At 68.1% G+C, this 14,075-nt stretch carries 11 protein-coding genes and 1 tRNA gene; 8 read left to right on the top strand and 4 right to left on the bottom strand.

All coding sequences use genetic code 11. The features are described from left to right. Positions 1 to 164: 164 nt before the first annotated feature. Both ACMT1E_RS03810 and ACMT1E_RS03805 read left to right on the top strand, forming a co-directional pair. Positions 165 to 752 (top strand): 5-formyltetrahydrofolate cyclo-ligase, encoded by a 588-nt coding sequence (locus ACMT1E_RS03810; RefSeq protein ID WP_414902362.1) that lies wholly within the window; start codon positions 165 to 167, stop codon positions 750 to 752. Then, complete coding sequence (locus tag ACMT1E_RS03805) at positions 749 to 955, top strand: DUF2842 domain-containing protein (protein WP_414902361.1); 207 nt, start codon at positions 749 to 751, stop codon at positions 953 to 955. Before ACMT1E_RS03810 ends, ACMT1E_RS03805 begins: the two co-directional genes overlap by 4 nt. A 40-nt stretch (positions 956 to 995) precedes the next feature. On the opposite strand, the gene ACMT1E_RS03800 is transcribed toward ACMT1E_RS03805, so the two are convergent. Both ACMT1E_RS03800 and ACMT1E_RS03795 read right to left on the bottom strand, forming a co-directional pair. Then, positions 996 to 1,072: transfer RNA gene (locus ACMT1E_RS03800), tRNA-Asp, on the bottom strand. 60 nt (positions 1,073 to 1,132) lie between these two features. Further along, positions 1,133 to 2,350, bottom strand: a complete 1,218-nt coding sequence (locus ACMT1E_RS03795) for an AI-2E family transporter (protein ID WP_414902360.1) — start codon at positions 2,348 to 2,350, stop codon at positions 1,133 to 1,135. Positions 2,351 to 2,518: 168 nt separating this feature from the next. Here ACMT1E_RS03795 and ACMT1E_RS03790 point away from each other — a divergent pair, with 168 nt between their 5' ends. The 4 genes from ACMT1E_RS03790 (at position 2,519) to ACMT1E_RS03775 (ending at position 7,574) form a co-directional block, all read left to right on the top strand. Then, complete coding sequence (locus ACMT1E_RS03790) at positions 2,519 to 4,192, top strand: M28 family metallopeptidase (protein WP_414902359.1); 1,674 nt, start codon at positions 2,519 to 2,521, stop codon at positions 4,190 to 4,192. Between the two features lie 11 nt (positions 4,193 to 4,203). Then, entirely contained in the window at positions 4,204 to 5,673 is a 1,470-nt protein-coding gene (locus tag ACMT1E_RS03785; protein WP_414902358.1) for a glycerol kinase, read from the top strand. A gap of 90 nt (positions 5,674 to 5,763) precedes the next feature. Beyond that, the gene (locus tag ACMT1E_RS03780; RefSeq protein WP_414902357.1) at positions 5,764 to 7,257 is read left to right on the top strand and encodes a S10 family peptidase; all 1,494 of its coding nucleotides are present in this window, start codon (positions 5,764 to 5,766) and stop codon (positions 7,255 to 7,257) included. A gap of 23 nt (positions 7,258 to 7,280) precedes the next feature. After that, a complete protein-coding gene (locus ACMT1E_RS03775) occupies positions 7,281 to 7,574 on the top strand; it encodes an alkylphosphonate utilization protein (RefSeq protein WP_414902356.1) in 294 nt (97 codons plus the stop codon). Between the two features lie 27 nt (positions 7,575 to 7,601). On the opposite strand, the gene ACMT1E_RS03770 is transcribed toward ACMT1E_RS03775, so the two are convergent. Together ACMT1E_RS03770 and ACMT1E_RS03765 are read right to left on the bottom strand one after the other, a co-directional pair. After that, entirely contained in the window at positions 7,602 to 10,331 is a 2,730-nt protein-coding gene (locus ACMT1E_RS03770; RefSeq protein ID WP_414902355.1) for a TonB-dependent receptor, read from the bottom strand. A gap of 27 nt (positions 10,332 to 10,358) precedes the next feature. Continuing rightward, on the bottom strand, positions 10,359 to 11,360 hold the full coding sequence (locus ACMT1E_RS03765; RefSeq protein WP_414902354.1) for an NAD(P)H-quinone oxidoreductase: 1,002 nt from the start codon (positions 11,358 to 11,360) through the stop codon (positions 10,359 to 10,361). A gap of 68 nt (positions 11,361 to 11,428) precedes the next feature. Between ACMT1E_RS03765 and ACMT1E_RS03760 the strand changes: the two genes are divergently transcribed. After that, complete coding sequence (locus tag ACMT1E_RS03760) at positions 11,429 to 11,626, top strand: DUF1192 domain-containing protein (RefSeq protein ID WP_414902353.1); 198 nt, start codon at positions 11,429 to 11,431, stop codon at positions 11,624 to 11,626. Positions 11,627 to 11,714: 88 nt separating this feature from the next. Further along, the gene (gene clpA / locus ACMT1E_RS03755) at positions 11,715 to 14,033 is read left to right on the top strand and encodes an ATP-dependent Clp protease ATP-binding subunit ClpA (protein ID WP_414902352.1); all 2,319 of its coding nucleotides are present in this window, start codon (positions 11,715 to 11,717) and stop codon (positions 14,031 to 14,033) included. Positions 14,034 to 14,075 lie beyond the last annotated feature (42 nt).

Raw genomic sequence — 14,075 nt, 5'->3', positions numbered from 1 at the left:
CTGAGGCGATTACACATCCAAGGGGACTGTCTCTTGGCGGGCCCTGGCCCGGTAACATGGTCCCCACCTGACGTTTATGGCGTCAGAGGATATTCCGGCAAACGGCCATGGCGGTCCCGTCACCCGCCCTTCCCTCCCGCCGCCGGGCGGCCTATTCAGGCCGGGTGAGCGATTTTCCGACCAAGCCCGGCCTGCGCCGGGACGTGCGCGCCCGCCGCGATGGCTTCGTCGCCGGGCTTGACCCCCGCGCCGCCGCCCTTGCGTTCAGCACCCCACCGGGGCCGCTGCGCGGGCTGATCGACGCGGCCACCACCGTTGCCGCCTATCTGCCGATCGCCAGCGAGGCAGACCCGGCCGCGCTGATCGCCTTCGCCGTAGACCAAGGCAGGCAGGTCGCCCTCCCCTTTGTCGAGAGCCGGGCAGTGCCGCTGCGCTTTCTGGCCTGGACGCCGGGCGCGCCGCTGATCGACGGGCCGTTCGGCCTGCGCCAGCCGGACCGCGCCACCGCCGGTGAAGTCGCGCCGGACCTGATTCTGGTGCCACTGGTCGCGTTCGACCGGCGGCTCCACCGCGTCGGCCAGGGCGGCGGCCATTACGACCGCGCTTTCGCCCGCTATCCGGACGCGATCCGCGTCGGCGTGGCATGGAGCATTCAGGAGGTGCCGTTCGTGCCCGAGGAGCCATGGGACATCGCGCTCGACGCGGTGCTGACTGAACGCGAATGGATCGCGCGCGACCGGGGCGACGCATGAAGCCGAACTGGCGCAAGCCCGCAGGAATGCTGCTGATCCTCGCGCTGATCGCACTGTGGTCTACATTGGTTGTCGGATTTTCCGACGTGATCGGGGCACTGCCGGCGCTGGTCCAGGCGCCGATCTATCTGGTGCTCGGCATCGTCTGGATATTGCCGCTGAAACCGCTGCTGCGCTGGATGGAAACCGGGCGCTGGCGCTGATCTGCGATGCGATGAAGGCGCTGCGCCATCCATTGATGGATGGCGCGAGTGACGGGGCTCGAACCCGCGACCTCCGGCGTGACAGGCCGGCGCTCTAACCAACTGAGCTACACCCGCTTGCGCGTGGAGCGGGCCAACTAGGGGAGCGGCCGGGGGCTGTCAAGCAATGCGCCGGCCCTAATCGTCATCCGCCGCGTCCGCGTCGTCGCCGACATGGGTCAGCGTGCCGTCTTCAAACAGAAAACCGGCTATATCCGGCTTGCCGGCGGCGCCGACGATCGTCTGGATGATGATCAGCAGCGGCACCGCGAGCAGCGCGCCAGGCGTGCCCCACACCCAGCCCCAGAAGCTGAGCGAGATCAGGATCAGCAGCGGGTTGATCGTCAGCCGCCGGCCGAGAATCAGCGGGGTGATCACATTCGCCTCGACCGTGTGAAAGGCGATCTGCACCGCCGCCGGCAGCAGCGCCCAGCTGATCTCGTTGAAGGTCATCAGCCCGCCCAGCGCCATCAGCACCGCGGCGAGGATCGGGCCGAGATAGGGGATGTAGTTGAGCAGCGCGACGATGCCGCCCCACATCAGCGGCGACGGCATACCAAGCGCCCAGACCGCCGCCGCGACGGCCAGCCCCAGCCCCATGTTGATGATGGTGATCGTGCCGATATAGGCCGAGGTCGCATCGACGACGTTCTGGATCACCCGCGCCGTCGCCAGCGCGCCGTCGAAGCTGCCCCGGCTGGTGATCGTCCAGCGCCGGAGCCGGGTCCAGCCCGACAGGAAGAAGAAGATGACGAGCAGCACGAACAGCAACTGGATCGCCGCCGATGGCGCGGAGGAGACATAGGCCATCAGCGAGGTCGGCGCCGCCACCGCTTCCGCCTGCGCCGCCGCGACCGGGCCGGCGACCAGCATCCGCATCGTGTCATCGACGAAACGCTGAAGATTGGCGAACGCGTCGATCAGCGGTGCGATATTGGCCTGGATCTGCGGGATGCGTTCGGGCAGCGCCTGGAACCACGCCGTCGCCGGCACCACGATCGCCGCCAGCGCGATGTTGGCGAGAGCGATGAAGATCAGCAGGCAGGCGAACGCGGCCAGCCCGGACGGCACCCGCCGCCGTTCCAGCCATTCGAGCAGCGGCACGAAGGCGATGGCGACGACCAGCGCCGCCGTCACCGGCAGGAAGAATTCCGCGCCCGCCTTCAAAGCAAAGGGCAGGCCGAGCAGCAGGCCGGTGCCGGCGATCAGGGTCAGCGAAGCGAGCAGGCGATCGCGGCGGCGATCGACATAGGGGCGATCGGCGACCGACGCGCGCGCGCCTTCGGCCGGTGCCGGGTCATGGCCGATCACCGCGTCGAGCGCCGCTTCCCCGATCGTCCGCCTGTCCTCACTCATCCGGCATTTCTTGGCCTTGCCGCCGGGGCGCCGTCAATGCCCGCGCGGCGCGCGACAGCGAACAGGAAATAGGCACCGTAGCAGCGCGGGACGGGTGGACGCCGAACGTTGCCGGGTTATGACAGGGCTATCCGCCGAAAGGCATGCCATTTTCGGGAGTTCCCGCCCATGTCACCGCTTACGTCCCCCTTCAAGGCCATCCTGCTTGCCGGCGCCGTCGCGCTGCCTGCCGCGCTGTCCGCCCAGCCCGCCCCGCAGTTCGACACGGCGCGGATCAGTGCCGACATTCGCACCCTTGCCGACGATTCGTTCGAGGGGCGCGGACCGGGCACCGCCGGAGAGACCAAAACAATCGCCTTCCTGATCGACAAGATGAAGGCGGCCGGGCTGGAACCGGGCGGACCGGCGGTGAACGGCGTGCGCGGCTGGACGCAGGACGTGCCGTTGCTGCAGGCCGACATCGCCGGCACCCCGGCGGTGTCGATCACCACCGACGGCAAGACCCGCGCGCTGACCCAGGGCGAGGAGATCGCGATCCGCGCCGCGATGACCGGCCAGACCGAAGTCGCTATCGCCGGCGCGCCGCTGGTTTTCGTCGGCTACGGCGTCAGGGCACCGGAACGCGACTGGGACGATTTCAAGGGCGCCGACCTGAAGGGCAAGGTTGTCGTCATGCTGATCAACGACCCCGATTTCGAGGGCGGCGAAGGCGATTTCGGCGGCAAGGCGATGACCTATTACGGCCGCTGGACGTATAAATTCGAGGAAGCGGCACGGCAGGGCGCGATCGGCGCGCTGGTCATCCACGAATACGCCCCGGCATCCTACGGCTGGCCGACAGTCAAGAATTCCAACACCAACACGATGTTCGACATCGTCCGTGCCGACCCGACGGCCGAGCACCCGGCGATGGAAGGCTGGATTCAGCGCGACCTGGCCGCCGATCTGTTCAAGGCGTCAGGCCTCGATTTCGAGCAGATGAAGGCGGCGGCGCGCAAGCGCGATTTCCGGCCGGTGACACTGAAACCGACATTCAGCGCCCGCTATGCGGTGACGACGAAGACGATCGTGTCACACAACGTGCTCGGCCGGCTGCCCGGCGCGCGGCACCCGGACGAAACCGTGCTCTATTCCGGCCACTGGGACCATCTGGGCATCGGCGAACCCGACGCGCGCGGCGACCGCATCTACAACGGCGCGCGCGACAATGCGTCTGGCATCGCGATGATGCTGGAAATGGCGCGCGCCTTTGCCGCCGCGCCGCGCACCGACCGATCGATCATCTTCCTGGCCGTCACCGCCGAGGAGAAGGGGCTGCTCGGCTCCGAATATTACGCCAGCAACCCGGTCTACCCGCTGGCGACGACCGCCGGCGTCATCAACATGGACGCGACGATCGGCGCCGGTGCCGCCCGCGATTTCAGCATATCCGGTTCGGCGAAACTCGGCCTGCTCGACCTGCTGGTCGCCGAGGGCCGGAAACTGGGCCGCAGTTTCAGCCCGGACCCCCGGCCCGAAGCGGGACTGTTCTATCGGTCTGACCATTTCCCCTTCGCCAAGCAGGGCGTTCCCGCCGTCTCGTTCGGCGCCGGCGGCGACCTGATCGACGGTGGCCGGGCGCGCGGCGAGGAACTGTCCAAAGCCTATACGCTGAACCAGTATCACCAACCCGCCGACGAATGGAGCGCCGATTGGGACCTGAGCGGCGTTGGCCCCGACATGGCGCTGCTTTATGCCGTCGGCCGCGATCTGGCCAACAGCCGGGCCTGGCCGAACTGGAGCGCGGATTCGGAATTTCGCGCCAGGCGGGATGAGAGCGCGACCCGGCGCAGCGGCGATTGAGCGGCGGCGACGTGCGCAACCTGATCCTGGTCATCGACGAGGGCACGACGTCGACGCGGGCGATGCTGTTCGCAGCGGACGGCACGGTGCTGGGCAGCGAGAGCGCCGCGCTGACCCAGCATTACCCGGCCCCCGGACTGGTCGAGCATGACGCGGCCGAAATCTGGGCGCGCAGCCTTGCCTGCGCACGGGCAATGGTTGCCGCGGCCGGCGGGCCGGGCCGGATCGCCGCGATCGGTATCACCAACCAGCGCGAAACGATCCTGTTCTGGGACAAGGCGACCGGTGAGCCGCTGTGCCCGGCGATCGTCTGGCAGGACCGGCGCACCGCCGACACCTGCCGCGCGCTGCGCGAGGCCGGGCACGAACCCTCGGTGCAGGCGCGGACCGGCCTGCTGCTCGATCCCTATTTCTCCGCATCCAAGATCGGCTGGGCGCTGGACAACTGGCCGCAATTGCGCGCGGCGGGGGAGCGACTGGCGGTCGGCACGGTCGAATCCTGGCTGGTGTGGAAACTGACCGGCGGCCTGCACGTCAGCGACGCGACCAATGCTTCGCGCACCGCGCTGATGGCGATCGGCAGCGGCGGCTGGGACGATGGACTGTGCGACCTGTTCGGGGTGCCCCGCACCATCCTGCCGGAAATCGTCGATTGTGCCGGGCAGTTCGGCGAAACGGCGGCGGACCTGTTCGGCACGCCGATCCCGATCTGCGGCCTCGCCGGCGACCAGCAGGCGGCGACGATCGGTCAGGCATGCTTGTCCCCTGGCGACACCAAGGCGACTTACGGCACCGGCGCCTTCGTGCTGACCGCCACCGGCGCCCGCCTGCCGACATCGCGCAACCGGCTGCTCGCCACCGTCGCCCACCAGATCGACGGACGGCGCCATTACGCGCTGGAAGGATCGGTGTTCGTCGCCGGCAGCCTGATCAAATGGCTGCGCGACGGGCTGGGCCTGATCGCGGAGGCGGCGGAGACGGAAGCGCTGGCCCGTTCCGTTGCCGACAATGGCGGCGTCTATCTGGTCCCCGCCCTGTCCGGCCTCGGCGCGCCATGGTGGGAACCGGAGGCGCGCGGCGCCCTGTCCGGTCTCAGTTTTTCGGCCGGGCGCGCCCACATCGTCCGCGCCGCCGCCGAGGCGATGGCCCACCAAACTCATGACCTGAAAACCGCCTTTGCCGCCGACGGCGCCGACTGGGCCCGGTTGCGCATCGACGGCGGCATGGCAGCGAACGACTGGATCGCCCAGGACCTGGCCGACATGCTGGCGATTCCGGTCGAGCGCCCGGCCTTCGTCGAGACGACGGCGATGGGCGCGGCGATGCTCGCCGGGGTTGGCGCCGGGCTGTTCCCGACGCTGGAAGATGCAACGGCGATGCGCGGCGCGACGACCGGCTTTGAACCAGCCCTTCCCGCCGACGCGCGCACTGCGCGGCTGGCCGGGTGGCAGACGGCGATCGCGGCGGTGCTGCCGCAATAGGCGCTCTCGCGCGCGCCTTGACGGGAGGCCTTTCATACTTTGGGAGCATGGATTAAGCCCAAGCGCTTCCAATCCCGCGAGGTTTCCCCGATGCGCCTGCTTCTCGCCGCCCTTGCCGCCACCGCCCTGACCGCCCTGCCCATGCCCGCAACAGCAGCGGATGCGCCCGCCGCCAAGGAGGCGCCGAAAGCGGAGATCAGCCTGCCGCCGATGTCGGAGGACAAGACGATCGACCAGGCGGTGACGGTCGACGGGCGAGTGATCAAATACAAGGCGACGGTTGGCCACATCACCCTGCGCGACGCCAGGGGCAAGGCGATCGGCGAAGTCGTCTACACCGCCTATGTCGTCCCCGGCGCGGCGACGGCGCGGCCGGTGACATTCGCGTTCAACGGCGGGCCGGGCGCGGCCTCCGTCTTCCTCAACATGGGGGCGATCGGGCCGAAGCGGGTGCCGTTCGGCGCCGCCGGCGACAGCGCGTCGGACAGCGCGGTGCAGCGCGACAACCCCGGCACCTGGATCGACTTCACCGACATGGTGTTCATCGACCCGGTCGGCACCGGATTTTCCCGCAGTCTGGTCGACGAGGCGGAAAGCAAGAAGGCGTTCTACACCGCCAAGAGCGACATCGAGTATCTGAGCCGCGTCGTCTACGACTGGCTGGTCAAATACGGGCGAATGACCAGCCGCAAGTACCTGATCGGCGAAAGCTATGGCGGCTACCGGGTGCCGCGCCTCGCCTACGAACTGCAGAGCCGGCTGGGCGTCGGGATGAGCGGGCTGATCATGGTATCGCCCTACCTCGACCCGGCGGCGATCGGTGAGGAGACCAGCCTGTCGCCGCTGCCTTGGGCGATCAACCTGCCGGCGATGGCGGCCGGCCATTTCGAGCGGCAGGGCAAGCTGTCGGCCGAGACGATGGCCGAGGTGGAGGATTATGCGCGCGGCGAATTCGTCAGCGATTTCCTGAAAGGCGCCAAGGACAAGGCGGCGACCGACCGGCTTTCGGCGCGGGTCGCGGCCTATACCGGGCTGGACCCGGCGCTGGTCCGGCGGCTGGACGGGCGGGTCGATATCCGCACCTATCTGCGCGAGGTGCACCGCGCGACCGGGCAGATCGGCAGCGTCTACGATTCCAACGTCACCGCCTATGACCCGTTCCCGGCGGCGGCGGAGCCGAATTACGGCGACCCGCTGCTCGACGGGATCATCGCACCGACGACCAGCGCCGCCGTCGACTTCATCACCAATCAGGTCGGCTGGAAGAGCGAGGCGCATTACGCGACGCTGTCCTACGATGTCGGCCGGCTATGGGACCGTGACGAAAGCGACACGCCGGTTACCGACCTGCGCAAGGCGATCGCCGTCGACCCGAAGATGAAGGCGATGATCGTTCACGGCTGGGACGACCTGTCCTGCCCCTATTTCGGGTCGCGCCTGATCCTCGACCAGATGCCCGGCTTTGGCCAGGCGGAGCGCATCCAGCTGCATATGTACCCCGGCGGGCATATGTTCTATTCGCGCCCGGACAGTTCCGCGGCCTTCCGCCGCGACGCGCGGGCGCTCTACGGTGCCGGCGCCTGACCAACGGGGAGCGACGCATTGCGATGAGCGACGACGACTATGTCTATGACGAGGAATCGGGCGAATGGGTTGCCCGGTCGACCCTTGCCAGCAGCGCCGCCGCCGTCGACGTCCGCGATGCCGTCGGCAATCCGCTGGCCGACGGCGACAGCGTGACACTGATCAAGGACCTGAAGGTCAAGGGCACCAACCAGACGCTGAAACGCGGCACCGTCATCAAAAGCATCCGCCTGACCGGCGACGCGCAGGAGATCGACTGCCGCTACGAAGGCATCAAGGGGCTGGTGCTGCGCGCCGAATTCGTCCGCAAGCGATAGCCCCAAGGATGGCGATCCGGGCGCGGGTCAGAAGAACAGCTTGCGGAGGTTGACGCGGACGGTGCGGCCCATCGGGTCGAGATAGCCGGGCTGGTAGCTGATCGGGACGACGCCGCTCGCATCGCGCACCGTCTGGCGGGCGTTGAAGATGTTGTCGACGGAGAGCGACACCCGTGCGCCTTGCGCCCAGCGTTGCCGCGCCAGTGACGGAATCTGGCCGAGATTGGCGAACAGCCGCAGATTGACCGTCGCGAGGTCGGAAAAGCGCAGCGTACCGCTGCTGCCGCCGCTGACCCGCGTCGCGCTCTGCCAGTCGCCGGTCAGGCGCAGGCCATAACCATCTTTCGACACGCCGGCGCGCAGTTCCAGTTCGTGCCGTGCCTGTCCGCCGCGCCCGCCGACCGCGTCGCCGCCGAGCAGATCGAGCACCGGCAGACCGGGGCGGACCAGCACATCATCGCGGAAATGCCAGGTGTGATAGAGCGCCAGTTGCAGCCGGCCGCCGGCCTGCCCGCCCCCGCCGCGCCCGCCAAAGCCGCCGCCCGGCGGGCCACCGGCGCCACGCCCCGGCCCGCGCCGCTGCCCCTGCGCGCCCGGCTCCTGCGTTCCCTGTCCCTGCGGCCCCTGCCCCGCCGCGTTGCGCGCGGCAGCCATCGCCGCCCAGCGTTCACGCGCCGCCTCGCGCAGCGCCTCGGCCACCCGTTCGGAGGTTTTCAGCCGCTGAGAGAAATTGAACCCCCAGCGCAATTCACTGCCGCTGCGCCGCGCGAAGTTGACCGGCCGCGCATCGACCTGAACCAATATGCCGTCCGCATCGCGCACGAACCGATCGGGGAAGGCCGCCTCTATCTCCGCCGTCGGCGCCGGCAGCGCCGCCACCGGGTTGCGGATGCGGCGGCTGATGAAATTGGCGCTGAGCGTCAGGCTGTCGGTCGGCTTCAGATTGGCGCCGAGCTTGATCACCCGCCGTTCGGTGGCGCGCAGCGCGGCGTTGCCGCCGTCGATCTGGGTGACGGAGGCGGTGACGCCGCGGATATAGTCGAACACCCGCACGTCGGGCGTCAGTACCACCGGGTTGCCCAGTTGCTGCATGCCCGGCGCCGCTTCGTCGTTGGTGACCGACGCGATCAGCCGCAGCGCCGGGGTCGGCGACCAGTTGGCGCCATAGCCGATCGTGGTGAGCGTGCCGAAGTCAGACACCTGATCGACGGCGGCGTTGAAATTGACGCTGAGGTCGCCGAGCGCCGCGAGCACCTGATTACGCCGGCTGGCGATCGGCAGGTCGAGGTTGAGCTGGCCGGACCCGGTTTCGCGCGACAGGCTGCCGGCGGTGGCGATGCCGTTGCGCCAGGAGCGGCTTTCGAAACCGGTCGCCGCGCCGCCGGCCTTGACCGTCGTCGTCACCGCCCCGGCCGGCAACCGCGCCAGCGTGCCGCTGACCACCAGTTCCAGCGTGCCGCTATCCGAAATGCCGCGCGCCCGATTGGCCGCGCGCGGCGCGACCAACCCGTCCGGCAATACGCCATAGGGGTTGAGCGTCGGGTCGCCGGCGGAGAGACGCGCCTGCAAAGCGCTGGCGTCCAGCCCGGCATCGCTGACCGTACGGCTTTCGCCATGGTCGTAATTGCCGGTCAGCGACCATGTCCAGTCGGCGACCATCCCGCTCAACGCGACCCCGGCATGGCCGGATACACCGCGCACCCGCTGGCGCAGCGGCCCGAAGCCGGCGGGATAGCGGTAAAGCGTGACATCGTCGGCGAAGGGCGAGAACGGGCTGGCCGCCGGCACGATCACACTGATGCCGGGCAGGCCGTTCAGCGAATCGCTGCCAGTCACGTCAAGGCTGGCATTGACCGTGGCCGAGACATTGCCGAGCACCGTCCGGCTGAGCACCGCGTTCAGCGACAACTGCTCGCTGGCCGGCCGCAGCGTGCGGTAACGGGTCACGTCGTCGAGGTGCGGGATACCGGCGGTCGCGACGAAATCGGCGAGTGACGGTATCCCGCCCGCCGCGCCGGCGGTCACCCCGGCAATGGTCACCGGTTCGCCAGCCAGCGCGCTGAGCGCCGGATCGATTTCTCCACCGCCCGCCGCACCGACATTACCGGCGGCGGCGAACGGCGCGCCGACCGCACGCGACACCAGATCGCGCTGGCTTTCGCGCAGCGGATCGGCGTGGCGATATTCGACGCTGAGGTTCAACCGGTTGTCGCCGCGAATCTGGAAGCGCGTGCCCTCCAGCTGGACGGCGGTGCCGCCGCCGTCGGTGCTGGTCCGCCCGTCCGCCTCCACCGTCGTCGCGCGGAAGCGGCGGCGCAGAACGATGTTCACCACCTTCTGGTCGGCGCGGTAGCCGTATTTCAGCGCCACTTCTTCCGGCAGGATCTCGGTGCGCTGGATCGCCTCGGTCGGGATGTCGCGGATTTCCGAAAAGCCGGAAATCCGCTTGCCGTTGAGCAACACCACCGGCGCGCCGCCGCTGCCCCGGTCGCTGCGTGTTTCCGCCGACAATTCATCGAGCAGTTCGGCGATCGTCGCCACGCCATAGGCGCGGATATCCGCGGCGTTCAGCTGTAATTCCGGCTGGATGTCGCCGATCACCGACCCGCGCGGCTTCTGGCCGGTAATGACGATTTCCTCGTCAAGCTCCTCATCCGGGTTGAAGCCGGCACCCGCCTCGCCCGGCTGGGCAGCCTGCGCCGCCGCGGACACACCAAGCAAAAGCACAGCCGCCAGCCGCGCCGCAAATACCGTCATTGAACGCCCTACTCCGCCCTGTCGCCCCTACGCGACGGTAAGGACGATTTTGCCGACATGTTCCCCGCTCTCCATCCGGGCATGGGCCGCACCCGCCTCCGCCAGCGCGAAGGTGGAATCGATGACCGGCTTCAGCCGGCCAGCCTCGACATGCGGCCACACCTCGCGGCGGAGCTCGTCGGCCACCAATGCCTTGAACTCACCTGAACGCGGCCTGAGCGTCGAGCCGGTCAGGGTCAGCCGGCGGCGCATGATCGCCCATAACGGCACCGTCGCCTCGCCGCCGCGCTGGATGGCGATGGAGACATGGCGGCCGTCCGCCGCGAGACAGGCGATGTTGCGGGCGACATAGTCGCCGCCGACCATGTCGAGCACGGCGTTGACCCCGCGCCCGCCGGTCAGTTCCTTCACCGCCTCGACGAAATCCGTCTCGCGGTAGTTGATCGCATGGGCGGCGCCGATTTCCAGCGCACGGGCGCATTTCGCGGCACTGCCGGCGGTGACGATAACGGTCAGCCCGAACAGCCGGCCAAGCAGGATCGCCATTGTGCCGATGCCGCTGGTGCCGCCATGGACCAGCACGACGTCGCCGTCGACCGCATAGGCGCGTTCGAACAGGTTGGTCCACACGGTGAACAGGGTTTCGGGCATCGCCGCCGCCTCGACCATCGTCAGGACCGGCGGCACCGGCAGGCAGTGGCGGGCGGACGCGACCGCATATTCGGCATAGCCGCCACCGGCGACGAGCGCGCAGACCCGGGCACCGGGATTGACGCCGTCGACGCCGTCGCCAAGCGCGACCACGGTGCCGGCGACTTCCAGCCCCGGAATCGACGGCGCGCCGGGCGGTGGCGGGTAAAGGCCGCGCCGCTGCATGACGTCTGGCCGGTTGACACCGGCGGCGGCGACACGGATCAGCACTTCACCGGCGCCGGGGCACGGCACCGGTCGTTCGACCGGGCGCAGCACCTCTGGCCCGCCGGCCTCTGCCGGGTCGATCGCGGTCATGGTTACGGTCGACGAGACCATCTTTGCCCCCCTGTCTTGCGGCGGCGCCGTTATTGACAGGGCGGGGGATCGGGTCAACATTCCCCGGCATGGACATGGACGACTTTTCACCCGCCCGTTCCGCCGATCCGCTGGCGCTGCTCGCCCGGCAGGATCTGGACCCGCTGTCGGTTGCAGAGTTGCAGGAACGTATCTCCGCGCTGGAGGCGGAAATCGCCAGAACGCGCGGCAAACTGGAAGGTGCGGTTAACCACCGCGCAAGCGCGGACGCGCTATTCAGGCAATGAAGCCGCCGGCCTTGATGCGAGCGTCACGCCTTCCGACATAGGTGTAGAACGGGCCGAACCGAACCGGCGGCCCACTGGAGTGAACCGAATGCCGTCCTTTGCCCCAACGCTAGAGGCCACCCTGCACCGGGCGCTTACCCAGGCGTCCGGCCGCCGCCACGAATATGCGACGCTGGAGCACCTGCTGCTGGCGCTGATCGACGATGCCGACGCGGCACAGGTGATGGTGGCATGCGGCGTCGATTTGAACGAATTGCGCGACCAGGTGACGACCTATCTCGACACCGAGCTGGAGGCGCTGCGCGTCGAGGGCGAGACCGATCCGTCGCCGACATCCGGTTTCCAGCGGGTCGTCCAGCGCGCGATCCTCCACGTCCAGTCGTCCGGCCGCGACGAGGTGACGGGAGGCAACGTGCTCGTCGCCCTGTTCTCCGAACGCGAAAGCTATGCCGTCTATTTCCTGCAGCAGCAGGATATGAGCCGCCTCGATGCGGTCAGCTACATCAGCCACGGCGTCGGCAAGGGCGGCCAACCGCCGGAGCCGCGCGAGGTCAAGGGCGCCGAGGAGGAGAAGGCCACCAAGACCGATGGCAAGCAGAAAAACGAGAGCGCGCTCAAGCAGTTCTGCGTCGATCTTAACGCCAAGGCGAAGGACGGAAAGGTCGATCCGCTGATCGGCCGTTCGGCCGAGGTCGACCGGACGGTGCAGATCCTCTGCCGCCGGTCGAAGAACAACCCGCTCTATGTCGGCGACCCCGGCGTCGGCAAGACGGCGATCGCTGAGGGGCTGGCGCGCAAGATCGTCGAGGGCGACGTGCCCGACGTGCTGAAGCCGGCGGTGATCTATTCGCTCGACATGGGCGCGCTGCTTGCCGGCACCCGCTATCGCGGCGATTTCGAGGAGCGGCTGAAGGCGGTTGTGTCGGAGCTGGAGAAGCTGCCCGATGCGATCCTGTTCATCGACGAGATCCACACGGTGATCGGCGCCGGCGCCACGTCCGGCGGGGCGATGGATGCGTCCAACCTGCTGAAGCCGGCACTGTCCGGCGGGGTGATCCGCTGCATCGGATCAACCACCTACAAGGAATTCCGCAACCATTTCGAGAAGGACCGCGCGCTGCTCCGCCGGTTCCAGAAGATCGACGTCAACGAGCCGTCGATCGAGGATACGGTGAAGATCCTCGCCGGCCTGCGCCAGGCGTTCGAGAGCCACCACAGCGTCAAATACACCGCCGACGCGATCAAGTCGGCGGTCGAGCTGTCGGCGCGCTACATCAACGACCGCAAGCTGCCCGACAAGGCGATCGACGTGATCGACGAGGTCGGCGCGATGCAGATGCTGGTCGCCCCGTCGAAGCGCAAGAAGGTCATCACCCCGAAGGAGATCGAGGCGGTGATCGCGACGATGGCGCGCATCCCGCCGAAATCGGTGTCGAGCGACGACAAGAAGTCGCTGGCCAGCCTGGAAACCGACCTGAAACGGGTGGTTTTCGGCCAGAACGCCGCGATCGAGAAGCTGGCCTCCGCCATCAAGCTGAGCCGCGCCGGCCTGCGCGATCCGGACAAGCCGATCGGCAACTATCTGTTCACCGGCCCGACCGGCGTCGGCAAGACCGAGGTCGCGCGCCAGCTAGCCGCGATTATGGGCATCCCGCTCCAGCGGTTCGACATGAGCGAATATATGGAGCGGCATTCGGTCAGCCGGCTGATCGGCGCGCCGCCGGGTTATGTCGGCTATGATCAGGGTGGGCTGCTGACCGACGCGGTCGACCAGCAACCGCATTCGGTGCTGCTGCTCGACGAGATCGAGAAGGCGCACCCGGACCTGTTCAACATCCTGTTGCAGGTGATGGACAACGGCAAACTGACCGACCACCACGGCAAGACCGTCGATTTCCGCAACGTCATCCTGATCATGACGACCAATGCCGGCGCGTCCGACATGGCGCGCGAGGCGGTCGGCTTCGGCAACGTCACGCGCGAGGGCGAGGATGAGGAAGCGGTGCGCAAGATGTTCACGCCGGAATTCAGGAACCGGCTGGATGCCATTGTTCCGTTTGGCTATCTTCCGCCGGAAGTCGTCTCGCGCGTGGTCGAAAAATTCATTCTTCAGCTCGAATTGCAGCTCGCCGACCGCGATGTCCACATCACCCTGGACGATGCGGCCAAGGGCTGGCTGACCGAGCGTGGCTACGACAAGCTGTATGGCGCGCGGCCGATGGGCCGGCTGATCCAGGAGAAGATCAAGCAGCCGCTGGCCGAGGAATTGCTGTTCGGCAAGCTTGTCAACGGCGGCGAGGTCAAGGTTCACCTGAAGGACGGGGCGCTGACCTTCGAGATCACCGCCGCCGCGCCCAAGAAACCGCGCAAGAAGGGCGGCGCGGACAAGACCAAGGTCAAAGCCTGATCAAGGCGCCATGGCCCGGTACGCCGGGCCATGGCGCCGCCC

This window comes from Sphingomonas flavalba (assembly GCF_047553045.1).
In the GTDB taxonomy this organism is placed as follows: domain Bacteria; phylum Pseudomonadota; class Alphaproteobacteria; order Sphingomonadales; family Sphingomonadaceae; genus Sphingomonas_L; species Sphingomonas_L flavalba_A.
The sequence above is the reverse complement of the archived record's forward strand: the minus strand, read 5'-3'. Positions and strand labels throughout refer to the sequence as shown.

What these genes read in the sequence shown, in the direction of transcription:
- ACMT1E_RS03765 (WP_414902354.1), bottom strand. Translation starts at nt 11,360, where the DNA reads ATGGTCTCGTCGACCGTAACCATGACCGCGATCGACCCGGCAGAGGCC.
- ACMT1E_RS03790 (WP_414902359.1), top strand. Translation starts at nt 2,519, where the DNA reads ATGTCACCGCTTACGTCCCCCTTCAAGGCCATCCTGCTTGCCGGCGCC.
- ACMT1E_RS03795 (WP_414902360.1), bottom strand. Translation starts at nt 2,350, where the DNA reads ATGAGTGAGGACAGGCGGACGATCGGGGAAGCGGCGCTCGACGCGGTG.
- ACMT1E_RS03775 (WP_414902356.1), top strand. Translation starts at nt 7,281, where the DNA reads ATGAGCGACGACGACTATGTCTATGACGAGGAATCGGGCGAATGGGTT.
- ACMT1E_RS03780 (WP_414902357.1), top strand. Translation starts at nt 5,764, where the DNA reads ATGCGCCTGCTTCTCGCCGCCCTTGCCGCCACCGCCCTGACCGCCCTG.
- ACMT1E_RS03760 (WP_414902353.1), top strand. Translation starts at nt 11,429, where the DNA reads ATGGACATGGACGACTTTTCACCCGCCCGTTCCGCCGATCCGCTGGCG.
- ACMT1E_RS03770 (WP_414902355.1), bottom strand. Translation starts at nt 10,331, where the DNA reads ATGACGGTATTTGCGGCGCGGCTGGCGGCTGTGCTTTTGCTTGGTGTG.
- clpA (WP_414902352.1), top strand. Translation starts at nt 11,715, where the DNA reads ATGCCGTCCTTTGCCCCAACGCTAGAGGCCACCCTGCACCGGGCGCTT.
- ACMT1E_RS03805 (WP_414902361.1), top strand. Translation starts at nt 749, where the DNA reads ATGAAGCCGAACTGGCGCAAGCCCGCAGGAATGCTGCTGATCCTCGCG.